Source organism: Paenibacillus tundrae (assembly GCF_030812775.1).
Classification (GTDB): domain Bacteria; phylum Bacillota; class Bacilli; order Paenibacillales; family Paenibacillaceae; genus Paenibacillus; species Paenibacillus tundrae_A.
In genome coordinates this window covers 140,653-157,950 of sequence record NZ_JAUSTI010000010.1, presented here as the reverse complement: position 1 = coordinate 157,950, position 17,298 = coordinate 140,653, and the positions used below count along the sequence as shown (strand labels likewise).

The following is a 17,298-nucleotide window of genomic DNA, read 5'->3' as shown; positions in this document are numbered from 1 at the left end:
GGCATTCTATAGGGCTGCGTTCCAGTGGAATTCAGCCATAGAACCCATATAATAGTACACTTTATTTCATCATTTCATCTATCTTTACTCCGGATCGGCAACCTTCACCAGTTGTTTACCTAGGTTATCCCCTGAGAAGAGACCCATGAATGCTTCAGGTGTCTGTTCGAAACCTTCCACAATATTTTCCTCATATTGAATATGACCTGCTTTGATCCATTTGGCTAACTTCACACGACCTTCCTTAAAGGACTTGGCGTAGTCTCCCAAAAGGAATCCCTTCATCAGTGCTGTATTGGTTAACAGCAGGGTCTGCGGACGCATACCGATATCTGGCTTTTCCAAGTTATAGGAAGAGATCTGCCCACACAATGGAATACGTGCATTTCGGTTAATGTGGCGTAACACCGCATCGGAAATTTCGCCGCCGACATTATCAAAATATACATCTACGCCATCCGGACATACCCGTTCGATGGCAGCAGACATATCGCTCTCTTGTTTGTAATTCAATACCACGTCGAATCCCAATTTGTCTTTGAGGTATGCACATTTCTCATCAGAACCAGCAATACCTACAACACGAGCGCCTACGATCTTGGCAATCTGTCCTGCGATCATTCCTACAGCACCTGCTGCGCCGGATACAACGACAGTCTCGCCTTCCTTAGGTTTACCGATATCCTCCATTCCGAAATATGCTGTTAGCCCCGTAAGACCAACCGCGCCCAAATATGCAGTCAATGGAGCTTCTTCGGTATCGATCAGTGAAAGATCTCCCGTATTAACTGCCGCGTAACGTTGCCAGCCCCACATTCCCGTCACAAGGTCACCCTTGCGCAGATTAGGCTCCGAGGATTCCACCACTTGACCAATGGCTCCACCTTTAATCACTTCGTTCAGCGCATACGGTGGCGAATAGGACTTCGTATCCTTCATCCGGCCTCGCATATACGGATCAACCGACAAATATAATGTACGAACCAGAACCTGTCCTGCTTCCGGTTCAGGAAGTGGTGTATTTATAAATTGAAAATTGTCACGGGATGGTGCACCTTCCGGACGAGATGCAAGTACGATCTGTTCATTTTCAGACATCTTAATGACCTCCTTGTAACCAGTGGATCAGAATGAACTCTCGCTTACGCTCATACTCTACCACCAGCACGATATGTTATTGCCACTTCATAGAAATTGGTTCAAATCGTCCACAGTACTGAAAACAGGACTTTTTGAACACACTCTTATATTTTAAACCGAAACAGGCGGATCACAAACGTGGGCCGCCTTGAAATGACTAAAATTATAGTGATTGAGTCTCAGCCATACTACCTTATTGAGCCGTCAGAATCACTGGACCATCTGCTGTAATCGCAATGGTGTGCTCATATTGAGCAGACAAGCTTCCATCCATTGTACGCGCCGTCCAACCATCTGAATCAAGCTTACTACGGAACGTACCGATGTTCAACATAGGCTCAATGGTAATGACCATACCTTCTTTGAGTCGTGGTCCACGATGAGGCGGACCATAATGAGGCACCTGCGGCTCTTCATGCATTTTCTCGCCAATGCCATGCCCGATAAACTCACGAACAACCGACAGCCCTTCGCCTTCAGCATACGTTTGGATCGCATGTGAGATATCACCGATTCGGTTGCCGACTACAGCGAGTTCAATGCCTTTATAGAGCGAGTTCTTGGTCACCTCTAACAGATGTTGTGCTTCTGGCGTAACTTGCCCTACTGCATAAGACCATGCTGAATCAGCGAGCCAGCCGTTCAAATTCACGACCATATCAATCGTTACGATATCGCCGTCCTGCAACACATATTTCCCGGGAAAACCATGGCAGATTACGTCGTTTACTGAAGCACATGTCGCAAATTGGTATCCGTTATACCCTTTTTGCTCCGGTGTTGCGCCATTTTTCTTCATAAAAGCTTCTGCAAATTGGTCAATCTCCTGCGTTGTGATCCCTGGACGGATCATTTTCGCTATTTCTCTATGGCATGCGGCAAGAATCTCACCTGCTTTTTTCATCTGTTCAATCTGCTCTTTTGTTTTCAATGTAATCATTCCGACTTCTCCTTGTCCGTTAAGATCTTCCCTTGTCTTCTATTGTAACGCGAAACACTCAAAATAAAAAATTCCGTATAAGTAACCCTGTACATAACCGTGAAAACACCAACAATCTATTATACGCCTGGCTCAATCTGTATGAATACATTTTTCTGAAGAAACCCGAAACCCTCTTCCTCGGCTGTGCGTATATGCTAAAAACGATGGAAGACGAAAGGATGAAAACTCATGCTCAAAAAGATTCTTGGCAAACTTCTCGACTCCAAATCTTCATCACACCGAAGGCGCTACAGCTCTTCTGACAAACGACGCTCCTATAAACGTTACAGCAGTTCATCAGGGAAACGTTCCTATAGACGCCACTCCTCATCAGATATGAAATACCGGGATAGCCGTCATGGCTCTGGTTACTATAAGAGCAGAAAGTACAGCTCTAGCTAATCAAGCAGCACTCCATAAGACTATAGCAATATACACAATAGAACTCCACGTCGGGGTCGTAAAACTAATTTGGAATGTTGTGCTAACGAATAAAAGGGTATCATGCTGGTGATATTATCATGCCAGCATGATACCCTTTGTATATTGCGTTATGTATTCATAGAAATAGACAACAAAAATGACCTCCGCCATGATGTTTACAGAGGTCATTCATCACCATCTTCGCCTATATGCGATGTTATGCTCATCAATGTAGCTTGGGCAGAATTCGCTGCATCTCAGCTTGCAACTCGGATGCCCCCGCCTCATACCCAGGTCTAAGCCCCAGCAATCTCTCCAGCATAATGACCAGATCCGGCTGAAGATCCAGTTCCTCCTGCCAACTTGCAGGTGCTTTCCCTTTCTCCGGTTCATAGGCGGAGTACAGCATAAACAGAAGAAAATGACCGAGATCCTGCAAATCCTGATCAGCCGTTGCAGGTTCATCTTCAGGTGCGGGCAGTTCGCGCATACGCCGTTTCAGCTCCGGCAACAACGGCTCCCCCATTTGCCGCGCCAGGCCAAAATCAATGAGATGCAAGTGCCCATCCTTCATAATCACGTTGGGAATCCGTACATCCCCATGGATATAGCCTTGCTGATGAACATGAGCGATTGGAGATAATAATTGGCTCGCCAGTTCAATACATTCTCGTTCGCTATATCGCTGGCTCTGTTCGAAGATATACGTCTCCAGCGTCTCACCCCGAATATATTCTATGGCGATGTAACTTCTTCCCTTATATATAAATGCATTCAAAATCCTAGGAATCGCCGGGTGCCGCAGCCGGCTCATCACATCTGCTTCTCTACTCAGCAGTCGGGCGGATAACTTACCTTTGCTGGGCTTCGAACCTTTTAACGCAACCTCATCTCCTGTTTGTTCATCTATACAGAGGTATGTCAGTCCGTAACTTCCCATACCAAGCAATTCACAAATCGTGTATCTTTCTGCTATTATTGCCCCCTTTGGCAAGGGTCGATCTGTCCACAGTCCCAACAGTCTTTGCCAGCTTCGTTGCAGCTCCACTCGTTCTCCCCCACTAGCATACGACTGCTACCACTCCATCATGATCATGTAGAGCAAGATTCGTTTGCTGATTTTCTTGTTGTTATGGAACTTATTATAACAGTAGGGCGATGGGCAATCATAGCACGAACAGCAGTGGACAGATGCTTTATGCACTCTTATTCCTCTTTACGCCTCTTTATGCTTCTTCGGCAACAGACCAAATAACATACGGAGGGTTGTTCCCTTTGGCTTGCGCTTTCTTCCCTGGTAACTGCGTAAATTGGTCACCAATTCACGGTCGCGCTCTTCCTCCAACTTTTCATTCATCCATACACGCTGCTTCTCCATCTGCTCTTCCAGAGCCTGATGCGTATCGGCAAGATGCTTCAGGGTTAATTCTAATTCATCCACTCGGTGCTGTAGCTGCTGTACTCGATCATCCTGCGGCGTCACTGCACCAGCTGTCACTTCAGTCACTAATTGTCCTAATCCCTCATATGATCTCAAGCTATTCGGCAGCTCAGCTTCTTCCGGGAATAACGCAGGCATAATCGTTGCCGCGCATTCGCTTTCTGACGTATCACCTATTTCAACTGTGGATGCTTCTGGAGATAGAACGGTGACCACAGCATCCACCAAGGGCAAATTATGTTCTCTAAGCTCCGTCATCAGCCGCTCGATGCATTCCACATCCTCGGATCGAAACAGTCTAGATTTGTTGGCAGAGCGTTCAAACCGGTAGCCCTGCTCCTCAAGTGCTGCTGCATATTTTCGAAGTGTACTGGCTCCAATGCCCAGACTCTTAGCCGTTTCCGTCGTTGCTCCTACTTCTTCAATCATCATTATTCCCTCCCGGAATGAAGTCTTTTGTAATTCAAGGTCGTGACTTCAGCATCTACCTTGTGTAACAACCATCGGATCGGGGCAACTTGTCTACGCTGCATATACATGCACAATACCTACACATGTACTGCATTATGATTCGCTTGCCCTTATGTATTCGTCAGTTCTGCTTGTGATCCCTTTGACGCTTTAGTTCTGTTTCTGTGGATTCATAAGAACTTTTGTCAGACCACCTTTTCGCATAAATCCCTGATGATCCGACAACCTACAAGAATGGTGTCGTGTCGAATGCGATCCATGCAAATGCCGTCAAAATTTTGGAGGCACTACTATTCATGTCAATTTTGTTAACTCCATTGCTCCAATACGCTCCCGCGATAACGGATATCATTGCTGTCTCGCTTTTTTATGTGTTATCTTATGTAACGTAGGAGTCATTCTCAGCATAAATTATAGGACAATACTTAACATAGGACTAAAAATAATCGGAAAAATCAAAAGGATACGGGGGATGAACGGCTGTGTTAGGCAAATCAGGTAAAGTAGCGGTGATCGGGGCAGGTCTTGTTGGTTCTAGTTGTGCATATTCCATGATTAATCAGTCGATCTGTAGGGAAATTATGATGGTCGATCGGACATACGATCGCGCTGTAGCGCAGGCTTTAGATTTTTCCCATTGTATGGACTTCACACATAATCGCACCAAAGTATACGCAGGTACTTATGCTGACTGTGGCAGTATGGACGTAATCGTGCTTACGGCTGGGGCGAACCCTAAGCCTGGTCAGACACGTCTTGATATTCTAGAAGAAGCAGAATCCATTGCCAAAGATATTGTTGTGCCGATCATGGAAAGTGGTTTTAGCGGGATTTTTGTCGTCGCAGCGAATCCAGTTGACATAGTAACTTATATGGTGTGGAAGCTGTCCGGTCTTCCGCGTGAACGCGTCATCGGCACAGGAACTTCCATTGATTCCTCCAGACTCAAAACACTATTGTCCGAAGTCTTCTCCATTGATCCTCGCAGTGTGCACGGCTATGCTCTGGGTGAGCATGGAGAATCCCAGTTTGTCGCTTGGTCTCACGTTACCATTGGTGGCAAGCCGATCCTGCACATCATGGAGCAGCACAAGGATCGGTTCAAACATCTTGATCTGGAAGATATCGCTCGTAAAACGAAGGACGCTGGCTGGGAGATATTCACTCGTAAAGGCTCCACCCAGTTTGGCATCGGTAATGCCCTTGCTTATATTACACGCTCCATCCTCAATGACGAGCATAAGATCATCGCCGTCTCCGCGATCCTAGAAGGAGAGTATGGACAGAACAATGTCTGTGCGGGCGTTCCCGCGATTATCGGTGGCAATGGCATCCAAGAGATCATTGAATTGAATCTGGATGCAACTGAACGCGAGAAATTCGAACGCTCCTGCGCAGTGTTATCCGGAAGTATAGATCGCCTTACCATGGTGTAACTTGGTGTATAACGAACTCAAAGACGCCAGTGACCATTCCCGAGAGGGATGATTACTGGCGTCTTTATTTGCATACATATCTATTGATCTCAATTAATTAGGTGCAAGCTGCGGCTGATCGGCCGGCCCCCATTGCTGGAGCACCCTTTTCAACTCACTAAGCATAACGGGCTTGCTGATGAAGTCGCGCATACCCATCTCTAGGCAAGCCTCCTTATCCTCCCGTTTCGAATTGCCCGTGACCGCAATAATCGTTGGAATGCGATCTTGTGGAATCAATCGGTGTACAAGGTCTGTCGCCTTAAGCCCATCCATAACAGGCATTTGAATGTCCATGAGTACAATATCGTAAGTTTTCTGAGATATAGCCTCGATCGCTTCAACACCATTGGTACATACATCCGGTGTGTATCCAAGCTTCTCTAGATATTCAGTTAGAATCTTCCGATTCACCGGATGATCCTCAGCAACCAGTATACTGATCGGTATCTTATCACCTTGACGTGTACGATCATGTGAGAATTGTCGGGCAGCTTCCTCTTGCGGTACATCGATACTTGTAGCAGGGACGGCGAACCGGAATGTGGAACCTTCTGCTTCCTCACTCTCTACACTGATGCTACCACCCATAATCTCGACAAGGCGTTTCGAGATAACGAGTCCAAGCCCCGTACCTCCATACTTCCGGTTAATGACCGGATGCAATTGGGAGAACGACTGGAACAACTGATCCAGCTTATCTGCCGGAATACCGATACCTGTATCCTTTACAGCAAAATCAAGCACGCTGGATTCAGGTCTGCGACCCTTAATAATGTCTACCGTGACATCAATACTTCCCTGATCCGTGAACTTGAGTGCATTACTAACAAGGTTCACGAGAATCTGTCTAATCCGCATCGCATCACCAACCATGAATTCCGGGATGCTAGGATTGAGGCGATATCTGATTTTCAGTTGCTTCTCATCGGCTCGAGACTTGAACAGCTCCGCCACCTGTTCTAACATTTTGCGTAGCGAGAAAGGTTCGTAGGCTAGCGCCATCTTGCCCGATTCCAGCTTACTGAAATCCAATATATCATTAAGAATATTCAGCAATGCGTCGCCGCTCTCTTGAATAATCTGGGCATACTCACGTTGTTCCTCAGACAGATCTGTTCCGATGAGAAGCTCTGTCATACCAACGATCCCGTTCATCGGTGTACGAATCTCATGGCTCACCATAGAGAGGAATTCAGACTTAGCCTGCGCCGCTAATTCAGCTGTCTCCTTGGCACGTACAATTTCACGTTCACCAGTGACATCGTTGAATACAACAACAGCTCCTTGAATTTGACCTTGATCTATAATCGGCGTCACCTGGTATTCCACCAAGAAACTACTGCCATCCTTACGCCAGAACACATCCTCTTTGATCAAGCGCCTCTGTCCATCCATTACAGTCATATGGATAGGACACTCTTCTACCGGGAAATAACTTCCATCTGCACGAGAATGGTGCATGATCGGGTGCGAGCTTTTACCCACAAGCTCCTTGACTTCATAACCGAACATGGATGCTGCTGCGGGATTCATGAACATTGTAATCCCGTCTGCATCTAGACCATAGATACCTTCGGTAACCGAATTCAGAATCAGCGTATGCTGCTTGCTGAGCTCTTGAATTCGTTCCGTATAATCCTTCCGCTCTGTAATGTCAGATAATATACCGTATACTCCGACCAATTCCTGATCCACAATAATAGGCACATTCATGATTGATACATCAATCTTCCTGCCCCTAGCATTTACGACACAGGTCTCATAGTGCTGTGGTTTCCCCTGCTTTACTTGTTCAAAGTAGGTCTTACCACTCTGCACTTCACTTTTATCTAGATTGTTCAGAAAGGAGCGCCCAATCAATTCACTACGCGGAATATTGAGTAATTGAACAAGATTACGGTTAACCGAACTATATCTACCTTCCAGATCCAGCGAATATACAGCCGCCGGGGTATGCTCAAATAATGATTTGTACCGCTGACGACTCTCTCTTAAGCGTCGATCTGCATCCTTATGCTGTGTGATATCTCGGCTGATACTCACAACCTGCGTATCTTCACCTTCTCTGCCTGATACAGGCTTCGCCAACGTTTCCATCCAGATGTAGTGCCCATTTTTATGCATAACACGCATCTTACATCCATTGCCGATTACGGATACATCTAATGGATCAGGGTAATCACCTGGATAACAGTAGTCTTTGAAGGACTTACCCGTCACCTCTTCTGGTCGATAACCCAGCAAAGGATACACCGAGGGAGACACATACAACAACTCTCCATCTAGCGAACATTTCGTGATAAGATCCTGTGCATGTTCAGCCAGAATCTGATACTTTTCTTGTGTCTCTTGAAGCTTACGCTCCACTTCAATAATCTCGGTCACATCCTTGGCAATGCCATATATGCCCACGACTTCCCCTTCTGCCGTGATCGGCACATAGGTAATATTCGCCTGTCTCAGTGAGCCATCTCTATGATAGAACTTGAGAGAGTTACTGACTGAATGTCCAGCCACCACTTCATCAATACATTTTTGACGTGATTTCTCGCTATCCGGTGGACAGAGATGTTCCCGGTTCATCCGAATTAAGTCTTCAAGTGTGTGCCCTGAAATCCGCTCAACAGAGGGATTAGCATCAATATAGTTTCCATGGATATCCATAACATAGATGGCATCCGGGTGGTTAAAAAACAAGGATTGGTGTGAACTTCCCTCAGAAATAATTCGTTTTAGGGTTTCCGTTTTATTCATTCCCAAGGCTTACCCCTCTTTTCTTAGCTAAAGCTTCTTATAACAACGACTAACAACAATTTGGTTATAACTAGGCTTACCCTCGAATAACCATGTGAACACGACTAGAAACAACTTTTTATATTTTAACAGATTCCAGTATTTTTTGAATTAATATCTCGTCTTAAATTCTCAAAATCTCTCTCTGTAAAAAATGGAAACTCATTCAATGCAGTATCATTTTATATACAGACGTTCATTGCTCAAGAAAAGATTGTTCCAAACTTATACAAAATTAACGATACATTTTGTATCAAACAAGTTATAATGGATACAAAAAAAGGATGTGCATATGTCAGTGAAAAAAGAGAAATTATTTGAAATTTACTTTCTCCGAAGTATCTCATGTCTAGCCATCGTACTCACATTGATGCCGAGAATCGGAGCTTCGCGAGCCTACCTAGCGTACTGTTCCAACATATCTTCCTAGCAGGATTCCACGGATACTTCGTAGTGATTATCTTTCAATTCTACATACTGTTCCACCTATTCAAAAGACATCTCGGCCAATGGAACCCCCTAACTGTAATTACAGTCTCATTCATCATTAATATCGCTTTATTCTTGTACCATAGCGAAGTCCTTCCTGTCTCTGATTCCAAACGGATTGATATGCTCTTGCTCACGACCTTTTTCTTCTTCGGACTATATCAATTCGCAAGCCGGCTTCAACGCGTTCCACGAAGCTTACTGCTCATCAGTGATTACTCCTTCGGGATCTATCTTGTTCACTGGTTCAATCTTCATCTGATGGCACAGTTGCTACAAGCTGCTTCCTTATCATTAGGTTATTTCACGATTCCTGTTCTGTTCCTTGGCGCTCTCACTTTCTCCATCATCCCTGTGTATTTACTCAATCCCGTTCGCGTTGGAAAATACGTGGTCGGTCAGATTAGGAAGGGACGAAGTGCTACTCCTGTTCAGGTGGAGCGCAGCACAACAGGAGAAGTACCTGCCTAAGCTTAGAATTCAATTTAGGTCTGACAATCATGCCATTAGGCATATTTCGTAATCCAAAGTAGACTTTTTGATAAACCTCCAGAAGGGATGAAAATCAACATGGTATTTCCGAACAGGGTGAAGATTGCGTATGGTAAGATGCGGGGATGGGCTGTGTTCGGAAAAATACAACCTACACTTGGATTACTGCCGAGAATAAGAGGCAAAGTGTATTTAAACAGATCGGGAGAACTACAGGTAGGCAAACGACTTAACATTATCGGGAAACCTTGGGGAACCCAGCTCACGGTCGTCAAAGGAGCACGTCTAACGATTGGTGACGATGTGCTAATTAACGCAGGTGTAGGAATAGCGGCCAATATTGAGGTTGTCATTGGTAACAATGTAATGATTGGGCCACGCACAAGTATATTCGATAGTGCATATCACCGAATTGATTCTCTGGATGATGGGAGCGAAATGGCACAGCGGATTACAATTCAGGATAATGCCTGGATTGGAACAGGGGCTCTCATTCTTCCTGGCGTAACCATTGGTAAAAATGCCGTGGTTGCTGCCGGAAGCACCGTCACCAAAGATGTGCCTGATAACACCCTTGTGGCCGGAGCACCCGCCAAAGTCATTCGGGAACTCACCATCCATGACGGATGGATTAGAAGATAGAAAATAAACTCGTGCTATAAAATGAAAAAAAGATCCCCTTCAAGCATCACGCAGATCATGTCTGCATGCTGTGCTTGAAGGGGATTTGAATTGATATCGCTTTTTTTTCATTATATATACCAAGAAGGAGCAAGAGAGCACACTCCATCAGATCTCTTTTTTCTTGAAATAGAGAATACCTGCGAGAATAAAAAGAACGGCACTTCCACCAACAACCGTCAGCATCGTTTCCAGCGGAACGTTGTAAACTCCAAATCCCCCACCCTCCATCGGTGCCATAAGGATGACCGGCTGTGCCCAGGGATAATATGGCCCAAATGTCACCGAGTTCACGATCAGAATATTGGGTACTGTCAGAGCAAAGTTCAACGCTAGTGGTGCGGCGAAGCTACTCCAGATCAAGGAAACCAGCAGTTGTAGCGCAGCCAGTGGTATACAGGCGAACAGTCCAAGGGATAACTTACCCCCAATCAACTCCCAAGGGATTGGTTCAGTAATGCCATGAACCATACCCGCTAACATAATGGCGGCAAATAGCAACACTTGTGTACCTGCAAGAAGTAACAGCACAATCGTAAGTTTGGCAGCATACACACCAGTACGCGTGAGTGGCAGGACCAACATCTGCTTCCACCCTCCGCCCGCATGTTCGAATCGACAGACGAAGGAAGTAAATACACCGGTCAGAATCGGGAGTAGCAGCAGTCCGTGCAGGAGTACCATCGTATTCATAAGCACTTTCCATTGCCCCGAAGGCGTTGCCAGCAGACCGATGAGCAGCGCGATTAACGGGCTCAGCAGAATTAGAAGCCAGATGGGTGATTTACCCATTTTCAACCGTTCAGAAGATAGGATTCGGAAATAGGTTGTTGCAAAGCCCATCTACGCCACATCCTTCCGACTGAAATGCACCATGCCCATCAGCATAATTACAACACCTACACCAATGCCCAACACGGGATAGATCCAGGAGCCTTTCCATGCCATCATCGACCAAGCAAGTGGAAAATGTGGTGAGATGGTCAGTGCAAACATTCCTGTTACTGCAAGAACAATACCAAACGTTACGGGTAACGCTTGATTCTTGGAAACCATGGTGAGCCATAATTCTACCGCTAATACAGGCAGTGCACCTGCCAGCGGCAGAATACCCAATTTAACAACGGATAACCACGGAATTACACTTGCATCAAACCCAAAGATCAGCCCCAGGCCGACAATACCAACCGATAACAGCAGACAAGAAATAATAAGCAACACACATGTCATGATAAACTTGGCTAAATACACTGCTGGTCTTGATATAGGTAATGCCAGTAGTTGCTTCCACGAACCCTGTTCATGCTCCACATTCGCCATCATAGAACTGATGATGGTTGCACCTAACATAAGCGCAAGCGGGACAAAGACAATCACATTCTCTAGAAGCCCTTCCCATAGGTTCCCACCATAAATACCCTTTAGATAATCCAATCGCAATCCAAAATTCAGCGCCTGCATGAGCGTAAGACCAATTGGAGCTAGAAATACAAGAAACCAGATACCCTTGCCTCGAATCTTAAGCCAGTCCGATGATAAAGCACGCCCCGTCATACTGTCGCCCCCTCACCAATCACCCGCATAAACAGATGTTCCAACGACTGGCGATGTTCCTCCACACGATAGATGGCATGATCCTGTTCAACCAGTCGTCTGACTAATAGTGCGATGGCGCTATTGTCCATGTACGGGAATGTCAGCACGGAACCTTGTCGTTGACCGAACTGCCCTTGCTCTCTAGCGATCTTAATCGCATCTTCTGGCTCGGACACCGTTAATTGAATAGAGCTACCCGTTTGACTATGCAGATTAGCGATTGTATCCTGTAGCACCATCTTACCCTCGCGAATAATACCGACTCGGCTCGCCATCTGCTCCACTTCACTGAGCAAGTGGCTGGATACAAGAACCGTGATACCATGCTCCAGTGGCATGCGTTTGATCAGCTCGCGGATCTCCTGAATACCGGCTGGGTCAAGCCCATTCGTAGGCTCATCCAGGATCAGCAACTCAGGCTCACCCAATAGAGCACTCGCAATACCTAGACGTTGCTTCATCCCCAAGGAATAGCCTTTGACTGGACGCTTGGCATCCCGGGTCAGATCTACAATCGAGAGCACCTCCGCAATTCTGGACTTCGGTACATTGATAATCCGACGCAATGCTTCCAGATTCTCTACTGCATTTAAATGACCATAGTACGAAGGATACTCGACGAGTGATCCTATACGCCGTAAAATGTCCATCCGATCTTTCCGAATATCTTGGTCGAATATGCGAATAACACCTTTTGTTGGCTTAATTAAGCCTAGTAACATACGAATCGTTGTAGTTTTGCCCGCACCATTGGGGCCTAAGAAGCCGTAGATATCCCCTTTTTTGATATTCAGGTCAAGCTCACGTACTGCTGCACGATTCCGATATGTTTTCCATAGATTAGCCGTTTGAATAATGTTATCACTCACTGTTTAATCACCTCGGATAACATCGTAACCCGCCAAGGTTAAGATCAACGTTATCTGAAGTTTAAGTTTAGTTTAAAAATGAGTCTTGTCGCCTTTTATTCCTGCACCGCTATAGAGATAGATTCGAACCCCTTCGGCTGAACTTTCCACCTTCTTGCGAAGACCCATCTCACGAACCAGCAGATCAACAATGGAAAGACCAAGCCCCGTTCCCTTCGCACCTATATCCTCCAACATACCTGGACCGTGGTCGTGAATGAGTATTGCCGTCACCCCTTGAATCTGTTCTGTCGTTATGCCTATATATTTGCCGGTTGCCGCATAACGAACAATGTTCTGGAACAAATTATCGAGGATACGGCGCATGCCCTGTTCATCCACCTGCCAGAGTAGAGGCTCCTCCGGTAGATCGATGTCGATATCGAACTGCTCCTTTTCCCATACGGGATACCATGCCGCAGCCGCCTCTCTTACGATTCGCAGCATATCCTTCTCCGCCAGCTTCAACGTATACTTTCCACTCGTCAGCAGGTTGTAAGATAACATGTTGTCGATAAGTCCACCAAGATCCTCCATCTTGGCTTCCATTCGCAGTAATGAACTATTGCCCTTATGACTTAGCTCCTCTTTGTGCAGAGCATGCATATGTCCTCGAATAACCGTCAGCGGTGTGCGAAGATCATGGGAAAGTCCCGCAATGAGACGTTTACGCAGCTGCTCTTCCTCTCTCTCCCGCTGCCGACTGTCCGTAAGCTGACGCACCATATCATTGAATGACTCTTCCAGATGACCAATCTCATCCTCTCTTCGGATATCGACTGGTAGCGGAATGCCTTCCTTCCCCGGTGCCATCATTGCCGTCTGTAAACGGACTAACCGTTTGCGAATGCGGGCGAAGAAGAGAATCGACATCAGAATGAAGAACAGAAAGATGATGCCCATGAATAACCCTAAGTACAGGAGCTCCATCGGCCAGTTATTTTGTTGTTTTTGCATCAAGTACCGAGGAACCTCAATCACCATGAAGCCCTTCCCCTTATCCTGATCGCCGCCTTCGATAAAAGAAACCACCGTGAGCGGATCTCGATATGTCGCTTCTTTCATAAATTGCAACGTACTCGCCGCATCCCACATCGTTGGCACTTGCGTCACGATGGTCTTCTCGTCATCCATCGTCCATCTCAGCGTCTTCATGACCACATTGCCCGACGACACTTCTGACAGCGTTACTCCCTCACCTACTAACATAAAAACCGTATCCCCACGTTCATCCACACGATACATGGAAGACTTCGGGTACCTGTTGTGTAATTGCTTCATCCGTTGATCAATCTCATTTGAAGTGGATTCGCCTAGTTGTATCGCTTCTTTAGACCAGAGATTACTAATATGATTAACATCACCATACGGTGCATCCTTGGTATAGCCGCTGTTTACCACAACTACGTAAACAATTGATATGATCGGAAGAACAACAGGCACGAATAACACGGCTGCCAGAATAAGAAACATATACCGGGACATTAAAGAACGTCCGAAACGGAGCTTTTTCTTTTTCACAGACTTCTGCTCTTGTTGCTTGTTGACCTTACGTGAGCCTAATCGCCACGTCATGGCTTCTTCACGCGGTAACCGACACCACGGATCGTCTGAATGATGGTCGGATTCGCTGGATCACGCTCCAATTTCTCACGCAGATGACGAATATGTACCATTAACGTTTTGTCCCCATCTAGATACGGTTCATTCCAGACAGCTTCGTAAATCTGCTCCTTCGTTCGAATCATGCCCATGTGTCGGAGTAGATACGCGAAGATATGAAACTGTTTCCCGGATAGAATGACTTCTTCCTGCGTAAGCTCATTCACAATTCGGTTATCCTTCTCATAGATGGACAGATGGTCCAGTTTCACAACTTCATCCGCAGCAATACTCGTTCCAGCCTTTCGCAGTTGGACTTCAATTCTCGCGGCTAGTTCATCCGGGTGAAAAGGCTTCGTGACATAATCATCGGCAAAATCAAGCCCATGCAGCTTATCATCAATCGACGTTCTGGCCGAGAGCATCACAATCGGAATAGTAGGATGTTCTTTTTTAAGCCTTTGTCCTACCGTAAATCCATCTAGCCCCGGAAGCATAACATCGAGAATAATTAGAGAACAGCCTTTTGCCGCTTCTGTTGCACCCTCACCACTTCCAAGCCAGATTACCTCATAATCACGTTCTTCCAAGTCTGCTCTAACCCATGTCGCAATTTCAACTTCATCTTCAATGTATAATAGTTTCGGCTTCATACGCTTGATTCGTTTCCCTTCTTTACCCTTTGGGTTAAATATATATCTGAAGTACATTAAGGCGTGTCTAGAGATTGTTCAACATGCCTGCTTCTTGAACCTGCACGATTAGGGCAGGCTTAGTATATAAAATGGATACAAATTCATGACATCGGGGTACTGCGCCCCCTCTACATTCCATTATAACCTAATCACTCACCTGGGAAATGCTACATAAGCAAGTGGTGCTCTGCGTCATCTAGAGTAGTCCGCCACATTCGAGGGATTACGATCCAACATGCCAACATACGCTGTGTGTTACGACGGGAGGATACTTACTATGCTGCGAGAAGCCATCTATCATCAACCGAAACGCAATTGGGCCTACGCCTATGACAAGGATACTGTTCGCCTGCGTCTACGCGCCAAAAAGAATGATCTCACCGAGGTACATGCCTTGACTGGGGACAAATACGCTTGGGAACAAACCAAAGAATTGATTCCCCTAACGAAGTATACATCGGACTCGATGTTTGATTATTATGAAGGGCAAGTACGCCCTCCTTATCACCGTCTGAAATACGCTTTCCTACTCAAGAGTGGAACGGAACAAATCTGGATGACCGAAACCGACTTCCAAGAGGAAGAGCCGGATGAGCCGGGGCGAATGTTTCAATTCCCCTACATTCATGAAGGTGCTGTATTTGCGCCACCTGCTTGGGTGAAAGATGCTGTCTTTTATCAGATCTTCCCCGAACGGTTCGCGAACGGCAATCCTGAGCTTAATCCAGAGAAGGTGGAGCCTTGGGGAGGCGAACCGACACCGTTTAATTTCTTCGGCGGTGATCTGCAAGGTGTCATCGATCATCTCGATTATCTCAGTGAGCTTGGCATTAATGCGATTTATTTTACGCCTATCTTTGAGGCTACAACAAACCATAAATACGACACCGAGGACTATATGCGTGTAGATCGGCATTTTGGAGATGCAGAAACGATTAAACGGCTTGTGAAGCTCTGCCATGAACGTGAGATCCGTGTCGTTCTAGATGCAGTATTCAATCATGCTGGGAAGACATTTGCACCATTCGTCGATGTACAGCAGAACGGAGCAGAATCCAAGTATAAGGACTGGTTCCACGTCCATGAGTTTCCGCTGGATGTGAAGGACGGCATCCCCACCTATGAGACCTTTGGCTTCGAAGCCCACATGCCGAAACTGAATACAGAGAATCCTGAGGTGAAAGCCTACTTGCTGGAGGTTGCCGAATATTGGATCAAAGAGGTGGGTACCGATGGCTGGCGGCTCGATGTCGCTGATGAAGTAGATGATGCCTTCTGGCGAGATTTCCGCCGTGTCGTGAAGGCTGCCAATCCGGAAGCCTACATCCTGGGCGAAGTGTGGAACGAATCGTCTGCTTGGCTACAGGGCGATCAGTTCGATGCATCGATGAATTATCCGTTTACCGAAGCGGTCAATCATTTCTTTGTCAAAAATACAATGCATGCCGAGCAATTTGCCAATTCCATTGGTCGTCAATTATCACGCTATCCTCATCAGGCGAGCGAGGTCGCTTTTAACTTGTTAGACAGTCATGACACGCCCCGCTTGCTCACCCTCTGTGAAGGGGATCAACGCAAGATGAAGTTGGCTGCGTTATTCCAATTCAGTTTTATGGGTGCACCATGTATCTATTACGGAGACGAGATTGGACTAGACGGTGATCATGACCCTGGTTGTCGCAAATGTATGGAATGGGACGAGGCGAAGCAAGACCGCGAACTGTTCGACTTTTATCAAAGACTTATTGCACTTCGTCACGCTCATCCCGCTCTACGCGCAGACGGTACCATTCGATTCCTACAAGCACGCGAAGGCGGTAGCCAGCTTGTCATGGAACGTCAGAATGAAGAAGAACGCATTCTAATCTTGTTCAATCGCTCAGAAGAAACGGCCATCGTTGAGCTGGAGACGGATACAGATGATTGGAATGAGCTGTTTGGCGAGAAGCACCGGATCGCGTTAGAGGATGGCATACTTGCGATCGAGCTTCCTGCCTACGGATATGCGGTGTTAAGCATCGCTCTGGCATAATATGAAGTTCGTGTGAAGCTTCATCCAGAAGCCTTGCATTGATGTCAGCACTCGGCACGGGGCGGATGCTACAAT

Annotated in this window: 14 protein-coding genes; 4 read left to right on the top strand and 10 right to left on the bottom strand. The window is 46.3% G+C overall.

Annotated elements, in window-relative coordinates; genetic code table 11:
- Nucleotides 1-84: 84 nt before the first annotated feature.
- From J2T19_RS18740 to J2T19_RS18725, 4 genes are all read right to left on the bottom strand, one after another.
- Complete coding sequence (locus J2T19_RS18740) at nucleotides 85-1,098, bottom strand: NADP-dependent oxidoreductase (protein WP_307218357.1); 1,014 nt, start codon at nucleotides 1,096-1,098, stop codon at nucleotides 85-87.
- A gap of 235 nt (nucleotides 1,099-1,333) precedes the next feature.
- Nucleotides 1,334-2,080 carry a type I methionyl aminopeptidase gene (map, locus tag J2T19_RS18735; protein WP_307218354.1) on the bottom strand — a complete coding sequence of 249 codons (747 nt, stop codon included), beginning with the start codon at nucleotides 2,078-2,080 and terminating at the stop codon, nucleotides 1,334-1,336.
- 691 nt (nucleotides 2,081-2,771) lie between these two features.
- Nucleotides 2,772-3,593, bottom strand: a complete 822-nt coding sequence (locus tag J2T19_RS18730; RefSeq protein ID WP_307218352.1) for a serine/threonine protein kinase — start codon at nucleotides 3,591-3,593, stop codon at nucleotides 2,772-2,774.
- 168 nt (nucleotides 3,594-3,761) lie between these two features.
- Nucleotides 3,762-4,415: a MerR family transcriptional regulator gene (locus J2T19_RS18725; RefSeq protein ID WP_307218350.1), complete on the bottom strand. Its 654-nt coding sequence runs from the start codon at nucleotides 4,413-4,415 to the stop codon at nucleotides 3,762-3,764.
- 524 nt (nucleotides 4,416-4,939) lie between these two features.
- Here J2T19_RS18725 and J2T19_RS18720 point away from each other — a divergent pair.
- On the top strand, nucleotides 4,940-5,893 hold the full coding sequence (locus tag J2T19_RS18720) for an L-lactate dehydrogenase (RefSeq protein WP_307218348.1): 954 nt from the start codon (nucleotides 4,940-4,942) through the stop codon (nucleotides 5,891-5,893).
- Nucleotides 5,894-5,986: 93 nt separating this feature from the next.
- Here the strand turns inward: J2T19_RS18720 and J2T19_RS18715 are convergent, their stop codons facing one another.
- Nucleotides 5,987-8,689 (bottom strand): PAS domain S-box protein, encoded by a 2,703-nt coding sequence (locus J2T19_RS18715; RefSeq protein WP_307218347.1) that lies wholly within the window; start codon nucleotides 8,687-8,689, stop codon nucleotides 5,987-5,989.
- 384 nt (nucleotides 8,690-9,073) lie between these two features.
- Between J2T19_RS18715 and J2T19_RS18710 the strand changes: the two genes are divergently transcribed.
- Both J2T19_RS18710 and J2T19_RS18705 read left to right on the top strand, forming a co-directional pair.
- On the top strand, nucleotides 9,074-9,688 hold the full coding sequence (locus tag J2T19_RS18710; protein ID WP_307218345.1) for a hypothetical protein: 615 nt from the start codon (nucleotides 9,074-9,076) through the stop codon (nucleotides 9,686-9,688).
- Between the two features lie 99 nt (nucleotides 9,689-9,787).
- Nucleotides 9,788-10,351, top strand: coding sequence for an acyltransferase (locus tag J2T19_RS18705; RefSeq protein WP_307218342.1), 564 nt, complete (start codon nucleotides 9,788-9,790; stop codon nucleotides 10,349-10,351).
- Nucleotides 10,352-10,498: 147 nt separating this feature from the next.
- On the opposite strand, the gene J2T19_RS18700 is transcribed toward J2T19_RS18705, so the two are convergent.
- From J2T19_RS18700 to J2T19_RS18680, 5 genes are all read right to left on the bottom strand, one after another.
- Nucleotides 10,499-11,233 (bottom strand): ABC transporter permease, encoded by a 735-nt coding sequence (locus tag J2T19_RS18700; protein WP_307218340.1) that lies wholly within the window; start codon nucleotides 11,231-11,233, stop codon nucleotides 10,499-10,501.
- Nucleotides 11,234-11,944 carry an ABC transporter permease gene (locus J2T19_RS18695; RefSeq protein ID WP_307218338.1) on the bottom strand — a complete coding sequence of 237 codons (711 nt, stop codon included), beginning with the start codon at nucleotides 11,942-11,944 and terminating at the stop codon, nucleotides 11,234-11,236. It abuts the gene before it with no gap.
- Nucleotides 11,941-12,855 (bottom strand): ABC transporter ATP-binding protein, encoded by a 915-nt coding sequence (locus J2T19_RS18690; RefSeq protein WP_307218336.1) that lies wholly within the window; start codon nucleotides 12,853-12,855, stop codon nucleotides 11,941-11,943. The genes J2T19_RS18695 and J2T19_RS18690 overlap by 4 nt, the downstream gene beginning before the upstream one ends.
- 72 nt (nucleotides 12,856-12,927) lie before the next feature.
- On the bottom strand, nucleotides 12,928-14,469 hold the full coding sequence (locus J2T19_RS18685) for a HAMP domain-containing sensor histidine kinase (protein WP_307218334.1): 1,542 nt from the start codon (nucleotides 14,467-14,469) through the stop codon (nucleotides 12,928-12,930).
- Entirely contained in the window at nucleotides 14,466-15,149 is a 684-nt protein-coding gene (locus J2T19_RS18680) for a response regulator transcription factor (RefSeq protein WP_307218332.1), read from the bottom strand. The genes J2T19_RS18685 and J2T19_RS18680 overlap by 4 nt, the downstream gene beginning before the upstream one ends.
- Before the next feature lie 319 nt (nucleotides 15,150-15,468).
- Here J2T19_RS18680 and J2T19_RS18675 point away from each other — a divergent pair, with 319 nt between their 5' ends.
- Entirely contained in the window at nucleotides 15,469-17,223 is a 1,755-nt protein-coding gene (locus J2T19_RS18675) for an alpha-glycosidase (RefSeq protein WP_307218330.1), read from the top strand.
- Nucleotides 17,224-17,298 lie beyond the last annotated feature (75 nt).